The 17,838-nt window shown below is 57.2% G+C and carries 12 protein-coding genes; 5 read left to right on the forward strand and 7 right to left on the reverse strand.

Annotated features, from left to right (window positions below; translation table 11 throughout):
• Positions 1-91 precede the first annotated feature (91 nt).
• The 4 genes from B5G06_RS10155 to udp all read right to left on the reverse strand — a co-directional run bounded on the left by B5G06_RS10155 (position 92) and on the right by udp (position 5,221).
• The gene (locus B5G06_RS10155; protein WP_242955453.1) at positions 92-1,981 is read right to left on the reverse strand and encodes an ABC transporter ATP-binding protein; all 1,890 of its coding nucleotides are present in this window, start codon (positions 1,979-1,981) and stop codon (positions 92-94) included.
• A complete protein-coding gene (locus tag B5G06_RS10160; RefSeq protein WP_087188960.1) occupies positions 1,971-3,713 on the reverse strand; it encodes an ABC transporter ATP-binding protein in 1,743 nt (580 codons plus the stop codon). Before B5G06_RS10160 ends, B5G06_RS10155 begins: the two co-directional genes overlap by 11 nt.
• Before the next feature lie 78 nt (positions 3,714-3,791).
• Positions 3,792-4,226 carry a MarR family winged helix-turn-helix transcriptional regulator gene (locus B5G06_RS10165; protein ID WP_242955454.1) on the reverse strand — a complete coding sequence of 145 codons (435 nt, stop codon included), beginning with the start codon at positions 4,224-4,226 and terminating at the stop codon, positions 3,792-3,794.
• 224 nt (positions 4,227-4,450) lie between these two features.
• Positions 4,451-5,221 (reverse strand): uridine phosphorylase, encoded by a 771-nt coding sequence (gene udp / locus B5G06_RS10170; protein WP_087188961.1) that lies wholly within the window; start codon positions 5,219-5,221, stop codon positions 4,451-4,453.
• Positions 5,222-5,469: 248 nt separating this feature from the next.
• Here udp and B5G06_RS10175 point away from each other — a divergent pair, with 248 nt between their 5' ends.
• The 4 genes from B5G06_RS10175 (at position 5,470) to B5G06_RS10195 (ending at position 11,487) form a co-directional block, all read left to right on the forward strand.
• Positions 5,470-6,159, forward strand: coding sequence for a hypothetical protein (locus tag B5G06_RS10175; RefSeq protein ID WP_087188962.1), 690 nt, complete (start codon positions 5,470-5,472; stop codon positions 6,157-6,159).
• A gap of 229 nt (positions 6,160-6,388) precedes the next feature.
• A complete protein-coding gene (gene trkA, locus B5G06_RS10185; RefSeq protein ID WP_087188964.1) occupies positions 6,389-7,780 on the forward strand; it encodes a Trk system potassium transporter TrkA in 1,392 nt (463 codons plus the stop codon).
• On the forward strand, positions 7,777-9,213 hold the full coding sequence (locus tag B5G06_RS10190; protein WP_087188965.1) for a TrkH family potassium uptake protein: 1,437 nt from the start codon (positions 7,777-7,779) through the stop codon (positions 9,211-9,213). The genes trkA and B5G06_RS10190 overlap by 4 nt, the downstream gene beginning before the upstream one ends.
• 132 nt (positions 9,214-9,345) lie before the next feature.
• Complete coding sequence (locus B5G06_RS10195) at positions 9,346-11,487, forward strand: sodium-translocating pyrophosphatase (protein WP_343286362.1); 2,142 nt, start codon at positions 9,346-9,348, stop codon at positions 11,485-11,487.
• A gap of 202 nt (positions 11,488-11,689) precedes the next feature.
• Here B5G06_RS10195 and B5G06_RS10200 read toward each other — a convergent pair whose 3' ends face one another.
• Genes B5G06_RS10200 through B5G06_RS10210 form a run of 3 tightly spaced genes read right to left on the reverse strand, consistent with a single transcriptional unit; the run spans position 11,690 to position 15,652 of the window.
• Positions 11,690-13,492, reverse strand: a complete 1,803-nt coding sequence (locus B5G06_RS10200) for an ABC transporter ATP-binding protein (protein ID WP_087188967.1) — start codon at positions 13,490-13,492, stop codon at positions 11,690-11,692.
• Complete coding sequence (locus tag B5G06_RS10205) at positions 13,485-15,221, reverse strand: ABC transporter ATP-binding protein (protein ID WP_087188968.1); 1,737 nt, start codon at positions 15,219-15,221, stop codon at positions 13,485-13,487. Before B5G06_RS10205 ends, B5G06_RS10200 begins: the two co-directional genes overlap by 8 nt.
• A complete protein-coding gene (locus B5G06_RS10210; RefSeq protein ID WP_087188969.1) occupies positions 15,218-15,652 on the reverse strand; it encodes a MarR family winged helix-turn-helix transcriptional regulator in 435 nt (144 codons plus the stop codon). Before B5G06_RS10210 ends, B5G06_RS10205 begins: the two co-directional genes overlap by 4 nt.
• 154 nt (positions 15,653-15,806) lie before the next feature.
• On the opposite strand from B5G06_RS10210, the gene B5G06_RS10215 reads away from it, so the two are divergent.
• Positions 15,807-17,798, forward strand: a complete 1,992-nt coding sequence (locus tag B5G06_RS10215; protein ID WP_087188970.1) for a fructose-1,6-bisphosphatase — start codon at positions 15,807-15,809, stop codon at positions 17,796-17,798.
• The last annotated feature ends 40 nt before the right edge of the window (positions 17,799-17,838 follow it).

Below are 17,838 nucleotides of genomic sequence, written 5' to 3' on the forward strand. Positions count from 1 at the left end.
TGCCGCGCTCCGGAGGTGGTGCGTGCTGAAGGAAAAAATAGCGGGCCGCCCCGGTATGACCGGGGCGGCCTGCTGCAAAGAGAGGGTTTGCTTACTCCAGCTCAAACGCGCCGGTGTACAGCTGATAGTAGAGGCCCTGCTGAGCGATCAGGTCCTCGTGGTCGCCTCGCTCCACAATACGGCCGTGATCCAGCACCATAATGGCGTCGGAGTTGCGTACGGTGGACAGGCGGTGGGCAATGACAAAGACGGTGCGCCCACACATGAGGGAGTCCATACCCTGCTGGACAATGGCCTCAGTACGGGTATCGATGGAAGAGGTTGCCTCGTCCAAGATCATCACCGGGGGATCGGCCACGGCGGCCCGGGCAATGGCAATGAGCTGCCGCTGGCCCTGGGACAGGTTGGCACCGTTGCCAGTCAGCATGGTATCGTATCCCTGAGGCAGCCGCCGGATGAAGTCGTCGGCGTTGGCCAGCACAGCGGCGGCCTCCACCTCTTCATCGGTGGCGTTCAGGTTGCCGTAGCGGATGTTTTCCCGAACGGTACCGGTAAACAGGTTGGTATCCTGAAGCACGATGCCCAGAGAGCGGCGCAGATCGGGCTTCTTGATGTCGTTGATGGAGATGCCGTCATAGTGGATCTTGCCGTCGGCAATGTCATAGAAGCGGTTGATCAGGTTGGTAATGGTGGTCTTGCCTGCGCCGGTGGCGCCCACGAAGGCCAGCTTCTGGCCAGGCTTGGCAAAGAGGCTGATGTCGTGGAGGATGGTCTTACCCTCCTCATAAGCAAAGTCCACGTGGTCAAAGCGCACATCACCCGCCAGCTTCACATACTGGAAGGAACCGTCCTCCTGAGGTACCTTCCAGGCCCACAGGTTGGTATGCTCGTCGGTCTCATGGAGGGTACCATCCTTGTCAAAGGCCACATTCACCAGAGTCACGGTGCCGTGGTCCTCCTCAGCAGGCTCATCCATCAGATCAAAGATACGCTGGGCGCCGGCCAGAGCCATGACCACCGAGTTGATCTGCTGGGAGATCTGGCTGATGGGGTTGGACAAGCTCTTGGACAGCTGGAGGAAGGTAGCGATGACGCCCAAGGTGATGCCGGGGCCAATGCCGCTGAGGGCCAGAGCACCGCCGGCCATGGCGATGATGACATACTGGGCATTGCCGATATTGATCAGGATAGGCATAAGAATGTTGGCGTACTTGTTAGCCTTGTCGGCGCTCTCGAAGAGAGCGTCATTCACCTTATCAAAGCCCTCCTGGGCCTCCTCCTCGTGACAGAAAACCTTGACTACCTTCTGGCCGTTGATCATCTCTTCAATATAGCCGTTCAGATCGCCCAGCTTCACCTGCTGGCGAATGAAGTAGCGGCCGCTGCGGCCGGCCAGGAACCGGGTCACCAGCAGCATACCGATGATGCAAAGAATTACCACGCCGGTAAGCAGCAAATTGGTGAAGATCATGCCCACAAAGGCCACCACAATCATCATCAGAGAGTTGATGACCTGGGGGATGCTCTGGGAAAACATCTGACGGAGGGTATCCACGTCGTTGGTGTATACACTCATCACGTCGCCGTGAGCGTGGGTATCAAAATACTTGATGGGCAGGGACTGCATATGGCTGAACAGATCATCCCGGATCTTTTTCTGTACGCCCTGAGAGATGGTAACCATCAGACGGTTGTAGGCAAGGGCACACAGGGCACCGGCAAGATAGAGGCAGCCCATGAGAATAAGGGCATGGAGCAGGCCGTCAAACACCGGGTTATCCATGGCCAGCAGATCGGTGATATACACGTCGATGAGGGAGCCCAAAAATAGTGAGCCGGACACCGAGGCGATGGCGCTGATCAGGATGCATACCAACACCAGCAGGAACCGGAACCCGTATCCCCGCTTGACGTACTGCATCAGGCGGCGTATCGTGCGGGAGCGGTTCACAGGAGGCTTCTGTCTCATATCAGGTTTCATCTTCGCCGCCTCCTTTGGTCTGGGATTCATAAATCTCGCGGTAAATTTCGCAGGTCTTGAGCAGTTCCTCATGGGTACCCATGGCGGAGATCTTGCCGCCGTCCATCACCAGGATCTTGTCGGCGTCCTCAATGGAGGAGATACGCTGGGCAATGATGAACTTGGTGGTGTCGGGGATCTCCTCCCGGAACGCCTTGCGGATCAGGGCGTCGGTCTTGGTGTCCACTGCAGAGGTGGAGTCATCCAGAATGAGGATCTTGGGCTTCTTCAGCAGAGCCCGGGCAATACACAGGCGCTGCTTCTGGCCACCGGACACGTTGGAACCGCCCTGCTCGATGTGGGTATCGTACTTGTCTGGGAACTCCTGGATAAAGGGATCAGCCTGGGCCAGCTTACACACCCGGACCATCTCTTCGTCAGCGGCCTCCTTGTTGCCCCAGCGCAGATTCTCCTTAATGGTACCGGAGAAAAGCACATTCTTCTGGAGCACCATGGCCACCTGCTCACGCAGAGCCTCCATATCGTAGTCCCGCACATCCACGCCGCCTACCAGCACGCGGCCCTCAGTGGCATCGTACAGACGGGGGATCAGCTGGACCAGGGTGGTCTTGGAGGTACCGGTACCACCCAGAATGCCCACGGTCTCGCCGGACTTGATGGTGAGATTCACGTCCTTCAGACACTCCTTGGTGGGGTCCTTGGCGTAGCTGAAGCTGACGTTCTCAAAGACCACGGAACCGTCCTTCACCTCATGGATGGGATCGGGGCCGTTCTTCAGGTCGCTCTCCTCGTTGAGCAGTTCCACGATTCGCTCAGCAGAAGCCCGGGCCAGAATGATCATCATCAGCACCATGGACAGCATCATCAGGCTCATGAGGATCATCATGATGTAGCTGAACATACTGGTCAGCTGTCCGGTGGTCAGCTCGCCGCCCACCACCAGGTTGGCGCCAATCCAGGACACAGTGAGCATACAGGCGTAGACACAGATCTGCATCAGCGGCATATTGAATGCCACGATCTTTTCCGCCTTGGAGAAGTCCATATAGATCTCATTGGACACCTTGCCGAATTTCTCCTTCTCATGATCCTCCCGCACAAAGGACTTCACAACACGGATGCCCAGCAGGTTCTCCTCCACCACGTTGTTCAGCCAGTCATACTTCTTGAACACACGCTCGAAGACAGGGTGGGCCGATTTCATAACGAGCAGAATACCCGCTGCCAGAATAGGAATGACCACCAGGAAGATCAGCGCCAGCTTGGGATTGAGGGTAAAGGTAAGGAACCAGGCGCAGATTAGCATAATGGGGCAGCGCACCGCAATACGGATAATCATCATAAAGGCCATCTGCACGTTGGTCACATCAGTGGTCAGACGGGTAATGATACCGCCGGTGGAGAATTTATCGATGTTGGAAAAGGAAAACTTCTGTACGTTCTGGTACATCTCACGGCGCAGATTGCGGGAGAAGCCGGTGGAGGCCCGGGCCGCGAACCGGCCGGACAGGCCACCCAACAGCAGTGCCATCAATGCCATGGCCACAACCAGCAGGCCATACTGAATGATCCGGCTCATATTGCCCGCTCTGACGCCTTCATCCAGCAGCTTGCCGGTCATCATGGGAATCAGTACATCGAAGGCCACCTCTCCGATCACGAAGATGGGTGTAAGGATGGTAGCCGTCTTGAATTCCCCAATGCAGCTGATTAAGCCGCGTTTCTTCTTCATAGGGTTCCCTCCTTAGGATTTGCGCGTAAACCACAGTCTACGCAGGAATGACGCACTGTAAGCCGCCACACGGACGGCTTACATCAGATTCTGCTTCAGTTTTTCCACCGTGCTGAGGAATTGCTCCACCTCCGCCTGACTCAGCCCCTGGGTCAACAGGTCTTCCACACTGTTGATCCGATCGATGATCTCCTGATGGAGCGCATCCGCCTTGGCAGTGGTGGTCACCCGCTTGAGCCGGGCGTCCCGTTCCACTGACTGCCGCACGATAAAGCCTTGAGCCTCCAGCCGCTTGAGCAGCCGGGATGCCGTAGACCGCCGGATATAGAAGGCTTCCTCAATATCCTTTTGGCAGATCTCCTGGTCCCGATTATGACACAAAAAACCCAGCAGCTTCACCTGCATCTCGGTAAAATCGTCTCCTTCCGGTGTGCAGGTCATCTCCAAAACCTTTCGCCGCAGCAGATTGGACAGGGCTTTGATCTCATAGCCCACATGGCGCTCCTGCCGCATCACGTCATCTCCTTTTTCTGTACTATGTTTAGTTTAGTTTGTCTGCTAACAGTTGTCAATGCACAACATTAACAAAACACATAAGTTGATCTCCCCGTAATTCTGTTACCGAATTTGCTGCGATATCCGGTATATTGTCAGACAAACATACCCGTTTGGGGAGCGCTGTACAGCAGCAAAAAAGGGCCCGCCGCATATTGCGGCAGGCCCTGATGCAGGCATTTTCAGTTTTTCTCCCTGTCGGCCTCGATCAACAGCTTGACCGCCTCGATACCAACCTCCAGAGCGGCGGACAGGTCGTGGCTCTCGGTCTGATCCAGGCCGGCGGCCTCCCGCTCCTGATTCCAGATTACATGGAAGCAGGAGCCGCACCGCACGCCCAGTGCGGCGGCGCAGCAGAACAAAGCCGCCGACTCCATCTCAGAGGCCAGCACGCCAAGGCGCTTCCAGGCCTCCCACTTATAAAGCAGTTCCTGAGCCACCGGCATCCGGGACGGACTGTGCTGCCCATAGAAAGAGTCCTTGCACTGGACCACGCCAGCGTGCCACGGCTTCCCCAGGTTCTTGGCCGCCTGGACCAGAGCGGTCTGGACTTCATAATCGGACACAGCGGGGAATTCAATGGGCGCGTACTCCCGGCTGGTACCCTCGTGGCGCACCGCGCCGGTAGCAATCACCACATCGTCGCTTTTGACAGGCAGAGCAATACCGCCGCAGGTACCCACACGAATAAAGGTATCCGCCCCGATGTTATGTAGCTCCTCCATGGCAATCACAGCGGAGGGACCCCCGATGCCAGTGGAGCATACGCTCACCTTTTCGCCCAACAGTGTGCCGGTATAAATGGTATATTCCCGATTACTGCCGATCTTCACCGGATTATCAAAATAAGCGGCTATCTTCTCGCAGCGGCCCGGATCACCAGGCAGAAAGCAATAGCGGCCCACGTCGCCCTGCTTACATTTTATATGGAACTGCAATTCATGTTCATGCATCTCGGATACCTCCTCGGTGTCGCATACATCCCTTTCATCCCCGGATCAGACCGGGTATGGTCCACGGATTGGCGTACTGTATTATATCAGTTTCTGCTCCCCTTTGCAAGGTGCACAAATATCTCTCCTTTTTGTAACGTTTTGTTGTTGTATTTTTGTTTCATCCGTTTTAGAATAGTTTTGCTGAAGGACAGGCTGCATTTTTACCTGGTCCGGCAGACATCACGATTTAAAAGGAGGCGGCGAATGTGAAGCGGGCAGCCCTAATGACCGTACTGGCTCTGCTGTGCGGACTGGTTCTGGGTTCTATGGTGGGACTGTCTCTCTCTTCCTCTAATAACTCCGCTGCTGTCTCTTCCTCCATTCCTACTGTCGCCTATAATCAGCATACCTACGCCTCCGCTGTTCCTACGGAGCCACCCTTGGATGTCAACGACAATACGCTGCTCCTGGAGCGTGCCAGTCAGGTATTGGAGGCACTCAAGCAGGAAGATTATTCCGCGCTCTCCCAGCTGGTCCATCCCAGGCGGGGGGTCACCCTGACGCCTTACTCCACCGTGGACCATTCCTGTGACAATGTACTCTCGCAAGATCAGGTGGCCGGTTTAGCGGAAGATAAACAGCTCTACACCTGGGGTCTGGCTGTGGGCTCCGGCTCCCCCATCCGCTGCACCTCCAAGGACTATTTTGCCCGCTATGTTTTTAACACCGACTATACCGAAGCTCCCCAGGTGGGGATTGATACCGTGCTAATCAGTGGAAACGCCCTGGAAAACGTGGCTGATGCCTATCCCAACGGTCGTTTTGTGGAATACCACTTCCCTGGTATCGATCCCGCGCTGGAGGGCTTTGACTGGTGCTCTCTCAAGCTGGTTTTTGAGATCTGGAACAACGACTGGTACCTGGTGGGCATCATCCACGGCGAATGGACCAGTTAATCATCCTGCCGCCGCCCAATCTGCCGGTCACAGACCGGCAGATTTTTGTTCCAGGAAATCTTTCTTTTGCTTTCCCGAAGTTTGTCGGAATGATGAAAGAATACTTGCATCTACTGACAGATTGCGTTAAGATGGAGGCTACGATCATACATCATGAATGGACCGCTCTCGCCTGATTTATATAGAGCGTCTACAAGGGGACCCCGACCCCTGAAAGGATGGATATTGCTTGAAGATCATCATTGTGGGAGATGGAAAGGTCGGTTTTACACTGGCAGAGCATCTGTCTCAGGAGGAGCACAACGTCACGGTAATCGACACCAACGACGACGCCCTGCGCCACGCCTCAGAATCTCTGGACGTGATGTGCGTCAAGGGCAACGGCGCCTCCATCTCCGCCCTGAAGGAATCGGGTGTTGAGTCGGCAGACGTGCTCATCGCCGCCACCAGCCTGGACGAAGTCAACATGGTCTGCTGCCTCACCGCCAAACAGCTGGGCGCCAAATTTACCATCGCTCGGGTACGCAATGTGGAGTATGCCATGGAGCTGTCCCACATGAAGCGGGAACTGGGCATTGATCTGGCCATTAACCCGGAGAATGCCACCGCCGTGGAGATCTCCCGCCTGCTTCGTTTCCCCAGCGCGGCCAACATCGAAACCTTCTGCCGGGGGCGGGTGGAGTTAATCGGCTTCCGGGTGCGGGAGGGCGACTTCCTGGCCGACCAGCCTCTGTCCGCCCAGACCAGCAAGATCCGGGAGCTGCCCATGCTCCTGTGCGCGGCGGAGCGGGAAGACGGCGAGGTCATCATTCCTGACGGCACCTTTATTCCCCGGGTAGGCGACCGGCTCTATCTGGTGGGTCAGCCCGCCGGCCTGACCGCCTTCTTCCGCCTGCTGGGACGGCACATTCCCAAGCTGCATTCCGCCTTTATCATCGGCGGCGGACGCATCGCCCATTATCTGACCAGCATTCTGCTCAAGATGGGAATGCAGGTCAAGATCGTGGAGCGTAACCCGGAGCGCTGCCGTCACCTCAGCGATGTGCTTCCCCAGGCCCTCATTATTCAGGGCGACGGCACCGACCAGGAGCTGCTGGAGGAGGAAAACGCCAGCGCTTCCGACGCCTTTATTGCCCTCACCGACCGGGACGAGGACAATATCATCATCTCCCTCTACGCCATGCAGCAGGGTATCAAAAAGGTGGTGGCCAAGTCCAACCGGCAGAACTACGCCAGCATCGCCCACGCCGCCGGTCTGGACAGTGTGATCTCCCCCAAGCTCATCACCGCCAGCCACATTCTTCAGGTGGTCCGCGGAATGCAGAATTCCAAAGGCAGCGTGATGAACGCCCTGTACAAGATCTGCGACGGACACGCGGAAGCTCTGGAGTTCATCGCCAATGAGACGACCCACAATCAGGGCGTGCCGCTGAAGGATCTGCGGCTGAAAAAGGGCATCCTCATTGCCGTACTGGTCCACCAGGGTAAGATCATCATTCCTGACGGCTCCAGTTCCATTTCCGCGGGCGATACAGTGATTCTGATCTCCCGCAACCACGGCATTCTGGACCTCAATGATATCTATGAGGACTCTCTGCTGGATCTGGGGGCGGCGCAATGAACTTCAGACTGGTATTTAAAGTAGCCGGAAAGACCCTGATGGTGGAGGCTATCACCATGCTGCTGCCGCTGCTGGTGTGTCTGATCTATCAGGAAGACCCCACCCCCTTTCTCTTCACCATACCGCTGGTCATGGTAATCGGCTTCGCGCTTTCCCTTCTGCCCAGTGACGACCACTTCTTTACCCGGGAAGGCTTTTTCGCGGTGGCGCTGATCTGGCTGCTGGTAGGCGCCTTCGGCGCGCTTCCCTTCTATTTCAGCGGCTATTTCTCCTCTTACATAGACTGCTTTTTTGAAGCCGTCTCCGGCTTTACCACCACCGGTGCATCCATTCTGACCGCAGTGGAGCCGCTGCCTCGCGGCATTCTGTTCTGGCGCTCCTTCATCCACTGGCTGGGCGGTATGGGCGTGCTCATTCTTACCATCGCACTGCTGCCCAGTCTGGGGTCCCGCACTCTCCACCTGATGAGGGCCGAAAGTCCCGGCCCTGTAGTCAGCAAGCTGGTCCCCAAGAGTAGCCAGTCCTCCAAGATCCTGTACGGGATCTACTGCGGTCTGACCGCCATTGAGATCATCATTCTGAAGATCGCCGGGATGCCCTGGTATGACAGCATCGTTCACTCCTTCGCCACAGCAGGCACCGGCGGCTTTTCCACCAGAAACATCTCCATTGCCGCCTACGGCAGTCCCGCCATTGAGATCATCATTACGATCTTTATGCTGCTGTTCTCCGTGAACTTCTCCCTCTACTTCCTGCTGCTCTGCGGAAAGGTGAAGCAGGTACTGAAAAGTGACGAGTTGCGCTTCTTCCTGATCGTAGTCTTTGCCAGTATCACGCTGATCTCCATCAATATCTGGAATCTTTACCCCACCGGCGGAGAATCCATCCGCCATGCCGCCTTCCAGGTCGGTTCCATCATCTCCACCACTGGCTTCGCCAGCACGGATTTCAACCTATGGCCAGAGTTCTCCAGAACCCTGCTGGTGCTGCTCATGTTTATCGGCGCCTGCGCCGGCTCCACCGGCGGCGCTATCAAGTGTTCCCGTGTCCTGCTGCTGGGCCGTTGCATCAAGCGGGAGATCCGCCAGGTTATCCATCCCCGGGCCGTCAACGTGGTCAAACTGGACGGTCGTGTAGTGGACGAGACCGCCCTTCGTTCCGTCCAGATCTTTTTTGCCGCCTATATCTTTATCACCCTGGGCGCCACACTCTTGGTCTCTGTGGACAACAACTCCTTCGGTACCACCTTTACTGCGGTGGTCTCCTGCATCGGCAACATCGGTCCCGGTCTGGAATTGGTAGGCCCCATGGGCAACTACGCTTTCTTCTCCGGCTTTTCCAAACTGGTGCTTTCCCTGTGCATGATTGTGGGCCGCCTTGAGGTTTTGCCCATTCTGGTGCTCTTTAGCGGAAATGCATGGAAACGGTCTTAAACTGTCCATTCGTTTTTGTCCAAAGCGTCAAATCCTCGGATTTGACGCTTTCTTTTTTGAATACTCTTGCCAAACGGATGTATTTTGAGGTATTATAATGTTGTCTGTAAAACCGGAAACCCTTGCGCTACAATGGTTTCCGAATTAAAGGAGTTGGGTAAGATGATCGAAAACCTCTTTTGGCTCGGTCTAGTAGGCGCTTTTATCGCGCTAATCTTCGCCGTAGCCCAAGCAAGGAAGGTGCTAAAGTTTTCTGAAGGCACTGAACTGATGCAAAAGCTCGCCGCCTCTATCCGCAAAGGCGCTAACGCTTACCTTAAGCGCCAGTATACCACCGTCGCAAAGATCTTTATTGTAGTCTTCGTGATTTTACTTATTCTGGCAGGAGTGGATATGCTGGATAACTGGTTTATCCCCTTCGCCTTCCTCACCGGCGGTATCTATTCCGGCCTGGCTGGTTTTGTTGGCATGAAAATCGCCACCTCCGCCAACGCCCGTACCGCCAACGCCGCTCATGAGAGCCTGAACCGGGGCCTCAACGTGGCCTTTTCCTCCGGCGCCGTCATGGGCTTCACCGTGGTGGGTCTTGGCCTGCTGGACGTGTCCATCTGGTTCCACATTCTGAAGTACATTGCTCACTTTGAAGCCGCCAAGATCGCCCAGACCATGGTTATGTTCGGTATGGGCGCTTCCTTCATGGCGCTGTTTGGCCGCGTAGGCGGCGGTATCTTTACCAAGGCCGCCGACGTGGGCGCCGACCTGGTGGGCAAGGTTGAGGCCGGTATTCCCGAGGATGACCCCCGTAACCCCGCTACCATCGCCGACAACGTGGGCGACAACGTGGGCGACGTGGCCGGCATGGGTGCCGACCTGTACGAGTCCTACGTGGGTTCCATTCTGGCTACCTTCGCTCTGGGTGCTGCCGCTTATGCCAGCGACAACATGACCTGGAACGCCATGCTGCTGCCACTGGTCATTGCCGTGGTGGGCGTGATCTGCTCCGTGCTGGGCAGCTTCCTGATCCGCACCAAGGAGAACGCCACCCAGAAGTCCCTGCTGGCCACCCTGCGTAAGGGCACCTATACCGCTGCTGTTCTGGCCGCAATCGCCGCCGCCCCCATCACCTACTTCATCATGGGTTCCTGGGGCCCCTACATCTCCATCCTGGCCGGTCTGGTGGCTGGCTGCGCTATCGGTTACTTCACCGAGTACTACACCTCCGACACCTACAAGCCTACCCAGGGCCTGGCTGACTCCACTGAGACCGGCGCCGCTACCACCATCATCGGCGGTATTTCCCTGGGTATGCTCTCCACCGCCGCTCCCATCATCATCATCGGCATCGCTATCATCGTCTCCTTCCTGGCCTCCGGCGGCTCTCTGACCACCGGCGGCGCCGACTATGAGCTGCTCTTCTCCAAGGGCCTGTACGGCATTGGTATCGCCGCCGTGGGTATGCTGTCCACCCTGGGCATCACCCTGGCCACCGACGCCTACGGCCCCGTGGCCGACAACGCCGGCGGCATCGCCGAGATGAGCGGCCTGGGCGAGGAGGTCCGCAACCGTACTGACGCTCTGGACTCCCTGGGCAACACCACCGCCGCCACCGGTAAGGGCTTCGCCATTGGTTCCGCCGCCCTCACCGCTCTGGCTCTGCTGGTCTCCTATGTGGACGTGGTCAAGGGCAAGCTGGACCACGCCATGGACCTGTCCCTCACCAACCCCGCCGTGCTGGTTGGTCTGTTCGTGGGCGCCATGCTTACCTTCATCTTCGCCGCCCTCACCATGAGCGGTGTGCAGCGTGCCGCCCAGTCCATCGTGGTGGAGGTTCGCCGTCAGTTCCGTGAGATCTCCGGCATCATGGAGGGCAAGGCTGATCCCGACTACGCCTCCTGCGTGGACCTGTGCACCAAGGGCGCTCTGCATGAGATGGTTATCCCCTCCCTGCTGGCCATCATCGTCCCCGTCATCGTGGGCCTGATCCTGGGCGCTGAGGCCGTTGTGGGCCTGCTGGGCGGCGTTACCGTCACCGGCTTCGTGGTTGCCGTGTTCATGTCCAACGCCGGCGGCGCTTGGGATAACGCCAAGAAGTACATTGAGGCCGGCCACCACGGCGGCAAGGGTTCCGATTGCCACAAGGCCGCCGTGATCGGCGACACCGTGGGCGACCCCTTCAAGGACACCTCCGGCCCCTCTCTGAACATCCTGATCAAGCTGTGCTCCACCGTTTCCATCGTGTTCTCCGGCCTGATCACCACCATTCACCTGTTCTAATCCAGCATAAAAAAGGACGCCTGACGGCGTCCTTTTTTGCTATGCAAAAGCATAGCAAAATTGGCCATATGCCGCTTTCAGCGGCACGGCCATGAAATCAAAGCGCATGGGCCGGGACGGCCCATATGCGCATAAACTTCATGCGCCACAAGCCTCGCCCGTTTTCGTGGTGTGCTCTTGGCGCATGAAGTTTTATGCCCTTTTAGCTCAGCTCAAACATACCGTTGTACAGCTGATAATATTCTCCCTGCTGGGACAGCAGGTCCTCGTGGCTGCCCCGCTCCACAATCTGCCCCTGTTCCAGCACCATAATAGCGTCAGCATTACGGACCGTGGACAGCCGGTGAGCAATCACAAACACCGTCCGCCCCTCCATCAGCTGGTCCATTCCCTTTTCGATGAGGGCCTCGGTGCGGGTATCAATGCTGCTGGTTGCCTCGTCCAAAATGAGTACCGGTGGGTCAGCCACTGCCGCCCGGGCAATGGCAAGCAGCTGCCGCTGGCCCTGAGACAGATTGGCTCCGTCTGCCGTCACCATAGTGTCGTAGCCCTGGGGCAAGCGGCGGATGAAGGAATCAGCGTTGGCGATTTTGGCCGCCTTCTCCACCTCCTCCATGGTGGCATCCAGCTTGCCAAAGCGGATGTTATCGGCAATGGTACCGGTAAAGAGGTGGGTATCCTGAAGTACCATGCCCAGGGATCGCCGCAGATCATCTTTCCGGATGTCCTTCACGTCAATGCCGTCATAGGTCACCCGCCCCTTTTGTACATCGTAGAAGCGGTTGATCAGATTGGTGATGGTGGTCTTGCCCGCGCCGGTAGAGCCCACAAAGGCGATCTTCTGGCCGGGCTTGGCAAAGAGACTGATGTCTTTCAGAATGGGGTGACCGGCATCATAACCAAAGGTGACACCTTCAAAGCGGACATCCCCCCGCAAGGGCACCTCAGAGCCGTCAGGCTTGCGCCAAACCCAGCCCCCGTCGCGCTTTTCCAACCTCACCTGACCGTCGTCAACCTCCGGAGTCTGGTCCATAGCCTCAAAAACCCGCTCGGCGCCAGCCAGGGCAGCCAGCAGTAAGTTGGTCTGCTGGGTAAATTGGTTGATGGGCATGGCGGCCTGACGCACAAAGACCAGATAGCTGGCCAGGCTTCCCACGTCGGTCATGCCTGCCATGGCCATATAGCCTCCCAGGGCAGCCACAATGGCATAGTTAATATAGGAGATGCTCACTACCGCCGGGATCATGGTAGCTGCGTAGCTCTGAGCACCGGTGCCCGCCTTGCGAAGCGCTTCGTTTTTCTCTCTAAACGTCCGCAGGTTGGCTTTTTCATGGTTGAAGACCTTGACCACCTTCTGGCCCGCCACCATCTCTTCAATATAGCCGTCCAGATCACCCAATGCCCGCTGCTGCTTGTTGTAGTAGGCCTTGCTTCGCTTTCCGCTATAGCGGATATAGAGAAACATGACCACATAGCATACCGCTACTACCAGGGTGAGCCGCCAGTTGAGGATGAAGAGCATGGTCAGGGTACCTGCCACCTGAATGAAGCTCTGGATCACCATAGCGAAGCTGTTGTTCAGGGCGTCCGAAATGGTGTCCACGTCGTTGGTGAAGTAGCTCATCACGTCGCCGTGGCGGCGGGTATCGAAGAAGCGGAGGGGCAGCTTCTGGAGATGGGCGAACAAGTCCCGGCGGATATCGTAAAGTACCTTCTGTGCCGCCTTCACCATGGTCTGGGTATAGCCCCAGGCCGCCAGGGCTCCCGCCAGATAGATGAGGGCAGTGATGGCCACCCCTCTCAGCAGGGCTTCCATCCCCCCTGTAGCCAGGTTATTGACCACCGGTCGGATCATATAGGTGCCCAGCAGGTTGGCCAGAGCACTGACAGTAACCAACACCGCTACCGCCAGCAGCAGGAACTTGTGTCTTCCCAGATAGGACAGAAGGGCGCGAATGGTGTAACCCAGGTGCTTGGGCTTTTTTGCGCTGAGCTGTCTAGCCATTCTCCTCCCCTCCTTTCATCTGGGATGCGTAGATCTCCTGATAGATGGGGTCATGCTCCAACAGTTCCCTATGGGTGCCGGCGGCGTGAATTCTGCCGTCCTCCAGGATGACAATAAGATCGGTGTGCATCACCGAGGTGACTCGCTGGGCAATAATAATCTTGGTGACGCCGGTAAGCTTGCTCAAAGCTCCCCGGATCTTGCCCTCTGTTGCAGTATCTACCGCACTGGTGGAGTCATCAAAAATCAGGATCTTGGGGTTTTTCAACAGGGCTCGGGCAATACATAACCGCTGCTTCTGGCCTCCGGAGACGTTGACGCCCCCCTGCCCCAGATCGGTATCCAGGCCGTCCGGCATTCGCTCCAAAAATTCATCGGCGCAGGCCGCCCGGCAAGCCGCCCACAGAGTCTCATCGTCGGCACCCGGGTCGCCCCACTTCAGATTCTCCCGGACAGTACCGGAGAAGAGCACATTTTTCTGGAGCACGATGCCCACCGCGTCCCGCAGGACTGTCAGGTCGTAGTCCTTTACATCGTGGCCACCAACCCGCACAGTACCTTCAGTGGCATCGTATAGCCTGGGAATGAGCTGTACCAGGGTAGTCTTGGCAGAGCCTGTGCCGCCCAGGATACCCACAGTCTGGCCTGCCCTGATATGCAGGTTCACCCCAGACAGAGCATACTCCCTGGCGTCGGTATGGTACTTGAAGGAAACACTCTCAAAGTCCACGCTGCCGTCGGGCACTTCCTCCACCGGCTGAGCCGGGGAAACAAGGGCCGGCTTCTCCTCCAATACCTCCGCAATGCGGTGGGCACTGGCCAGAGACCGAGTGAGCAGCAGGAACACGTTGGAAATCATCATGAAGGAGTTCATCACCTGGAGCACATAGCTGAGAAAGCCGGTCAGTTCCCCCACCTGGAGACTGCCGCCCAGGATCATGCCGCCGCCGAACCACAGAATGAGCACGATGGCAGTATACATCGCGAACTGGAAAGCGGGCAGGTTGAGTACCGCAAAGTGGAAGGTCCGCTGACTGGTGGCCATCAGCTCCTCATTGACCGACTGGAACTTCTCCTCCTCATACTCCCCCCGCACAAAAGCCTTCACCGCCCGGATGGCGGTAAGACCCTCCTGAACCACATTGTTCAGCTTATCCATGGCCTTCTGGAGCCTGCCATACATGGGCGCCACCTTACGCACCACAAAAAAGAGGATGAGCGCCAGTATGGGAGCAGTCACCACAAAAATCAGAGCCAGCCGGGCATTCATCCAGAAGGACAGTCCTAATCCCATCACCAGCATCACCGGGCTGCGCACCAGGGGCCGCAGTCCGCCATTGATTGCGTTTTGCAGCACCGTTACATCGGTGGTCATACGGGTAACCAGAGAGGAGCTTTCAAAGCGGTCCAAGTTGGAAAAGGCGTAGTCCTGGACCCGCTCATACTGGGCCTCCCGGATACGGGCGCCCCAGCCGTAGGCAGCCCGGGCGGCAAACCGGGCATACAGCAGGCCGGTGATCAAAGCCAGTACAGCACATACGCCCATCTGTACACCCTTGACCACAATATAATTCAGATCCCGGTTCTCTACTCCCACGTCAATGAGGTCAGCCATCAGCACCGGGATCACCAGCTCAAAGGCGGTCTCCACCAGCACCAATAATCCGCCCAGAAACAGGTCCCGGCGGTAGGGGCCCAAATAGGACAGCAGGCGTTTCAGTTCTTTCATGACCGTCCCTCCCCTGCTGTCTTCAGATTGCGGTACGCCCGGCTCAGGTAGCCGGCGAACCGCTCCTGCTCTTCCGGTGTAAACCCCGCCAGCATCCGTTCCTCCATGGTACGGCAGCAGCTTCGCCAGGCGTCATAGGCCGTCTGGCCAGCAGGAGTGATCTCGATTCGGTCCCGGCGCTTGTCCTGTCCATCCCCGCACCGGGTCACAAAGCCGCCCTTTTCCAAGCTGTCCAGCATCCGGCATACCGCCGCCGGATCGATCTCAAAGTAGTCGGCCAGCTGACGCTGGCGGCTGGGACCATGCTGGCTGAGATAGCCCAGCAGCTTGGGCTGACCGGTTCCCAGTCCTACCTCCGCCAGGCAGGGACGCAACGCCCCCCGCTGGGCATGAAAAGCCCGGTAGAGCAGCATATGGAATGTCTTTTCCATCCACTCACCTTCCTAATTGACATATCAACGATTGACGTATCAATTATATCCCGAGATTTTACACTGTCAAGTCCAACAATGGTTGGATTCTACTTGCAACCGGAGGCATAAAGTGGGATAATATTGGCAACGACATCCAAAAGGAGGCCCTCCCATGGAAGGTAAGAAAGCATACCGTCCGGAAAACCTGCACTATCTGAAAATGCTGGCCCGGCAATACCCAAATGTCCAGGCTGCCAGCACCGAGATCATCAACCTCCACGCCATTCAGAACCTGCCCAAAGGCACTGAGCACTTTATCTCCGACGTACACGGCGAGTATGAGGCCTTCCTTCACATCCTGAATTCGGCTTCCGGCGTGGTACGCGAGAAGCTGGACAGCCTGTTTGCCACCACCGTATCCAAGGCCGATCTAGACCAGCTGGCCACCCTTATCTACTATCCCCAGGAAAAACTGGAGGAGATCGAGCGGGAGACCACCGATATGCGGGAGTGGTATCGCATCACCTTCCACCGCCTGATCGAGATGTGCCGTCTGGTTAGCTCCAAATACACCCGTTCCAAGGTCCGTAAGGCTATGCCTCCTGAGTACGCCTACATCATTGATGAAATGATCCATACTCACTATGAGGACATGGACAAGCGGGACTATTACGAGAACATCATCTCCACCATTATCGACATCGACCGGGCCTCCAACTTCCTGGTGCAGCTGTGCGAGCTCATCAAGCGACTGGCGGTGGACCATCTTCATCTGGTGGGCGATATCTTTGACCGTGGTCCTCGGGCGGACATCATTCTGGACTCTCTGATGAACTACCACAGCGTGGATATCCAGTGGGGCAACCACGACGTGCTGTGGATGGGGGCCGCCTCCGGCTCCCGCACCCTGGTGGCCACCGTACTGGCCAACTCCCTGCGCTACAACAATCTGGAGGTCATCGAGACAGGCTACGGCATCTCCCTGCGGCCTCTGTCGGTCTTTGCCAACGAGGTATACAAGGACTGCGATGTCCACTGTTTTGAGGTGAAGCTGACCAACGAAGACGCCGCCCACTACACGGAAAAGGATAAGCTGCTGGCCGCCCGAATGCACAAGGCCATTACCATCATTCTCTTCAAGCTGGAGGGGCAGAAGCTGCTGCGCAACCCCTGCTTTGGTATGGCGGACCGGCTGCTGCTGGACAAAATCGACTATGAGAATAAGTGCATCACCATCAATGGCACCACTTATCCCTTGGAGGATACCGACTTCCCCACTGTAGACCCCAACGATCCCTATACCCTTACCGAGGAAGAGAGTACCCTCATCAATCAGCTGACCAGCTCCTTCCTCCACAGCGAAAAGCTCCAGCGGCACATTCGCTTCCTCTACTCCAAGGGCAGTCTGTACAAGGTCTACAACGGCAACCTGCTCTTCCACGGCTGCATCCCCATGACGGAGGATGGTCAGCTCCAGTCCTTTACCATCGGCGGCGTGACCCTGTCCGGCAAAGACTTTCTGGATTATGCCGATACCAACGCCCGCCGGGCCTATTACAGCAAGCCGGGCACGGAAGAACGGGAGTTCGGTATGGACTTTCTGTGGTTCCTGTGGGCAGGCCGCAACAGCCCCATCTTTGGCCGTGACCGTATGACCACCTTTGAGCGGCGGTTCATCCTGGATGAGTCCACCTGGACCGAACCCAAAAACGCCTACTATCAGCTGTACAACGACCCCGCTGTGTGTGAGTTCCTGCTGAAGCAGTTCGGTCTGGAGGGACCTCACTGCCACATCATCAACGGGCACATCCCGGTAAAGTCCAAAAAGGGCGAGAGCCCCATGAAGGCAGGCGGCAAGCTGCTGGTTATCGACGGCGGCTTCTGCAAAGCCTATCAGAAAACCACCGGCATTGCGGGCTACACGCTGATTTACAACTCCGCCTGCTTCCGGCTGGTCTCCCACGAGCCCTTTGTTGGACGGGCCAACGCCATCCGGGAAAACCAGGACATCGCCTCTACTTCGGTGGTATTTGAGCGGTTGGAATCCCGGCTGAAAATCGCCGGGACTGACGTGGGCCGCCAGCTCCAGGAGCAGATCGACGATCTGATGGCTCTTGTCCAGGCCTTCCGCAGCGGCGAGATCGTAGAGGATCACAAGGAGTAGTCCCTCTCTCCACCGCCCAGTACGGGCGGCAACTGTCAAA

The organism is Flavonifractor sp. An52 (assembly GCF_002159385.1).
Taxonomy (GTDB): domain Bacteria; phylum Bacillota; class Clostridia; order Oscillospirales; family Oscillospiraceae; genus Flavonifractor; species Flavonifractor avicola.

Excerpts from the sequence above, each read along its gene's own strand:
- B5G06_RS10165 (WP_242955454.1), bottom strand. The coding sequence starts at position 4,226 with ATGCGGCAGGAGCGCCATGTGGGCTATGAGATCAAAGCCCTGTCCAAT.
- B5G06_RS10200 (WP_087188967.1), bottom strand. The coding sequence starts at position 13,492 with ATGGCTAGACAGCTCAGCGCAAAAAAGCCCAAGCACCTGGGTTACACC.
- B5G06_RS10190 (WP_087188965.1), top strand. The coding sequence starts at position 7,777 with ATGAACTTCAGACTGGTATTTAAAGTAGCCGGAAAGACCCTGATGGTG.
- B5G06_RS10155 (WP_242955453.1), bottom strand. The coding sequence starts at position 1,981 with ATGAAACCTGATATGAGACAGAAGCCTCCTGTGAACCGCTCCCGCACG.
- B5G06_RS10215 (WP_087188970.1), top strand. The coding sequence starts at position 15,807 with ATGGAAGGTAAGAAAGCATACCGTCCGGAAAACCTGCACTATCTGAAA.
- B5G06_RS10210 (WP_087188969.1), bottom strand. The coding sequence starts at position 15,652 with ATGGAAAAGACATTCCATATGCTGCTCTACCGGGCTTTTCATGCCCAG.
- B5G06_RS10205 (WP_087188968.1), bottom strand. The coding sequence starts at position 15,221 with ATGAAAGAACTGAAACGCCTGCTGTCCTATTTGGGCCCCTACCGCCGG.
- B5G06_RS10160 (WP_087188960.1), bottom strand. The coding sequence starts at position 3,713 with ATGAAGAAGAAACGCGGCTTAATCAGCTGCATTGGGGAATTCAAGACG.
- B5G06_RS10195 (WP_343286362.1), top strand. The coding sequence starts at position 9,346 with ATGGTTTCCGAATTAAAGGAGTTGGGTAAGATGATCGAAAACCTCTTT.
- udp (WP_087188961.1), bottom strand. The coding sequence starts at position 5,221 with ATGCATGAACATGAATTGCAGTTCCATATAAAATGTAAGCAGGGCGAC.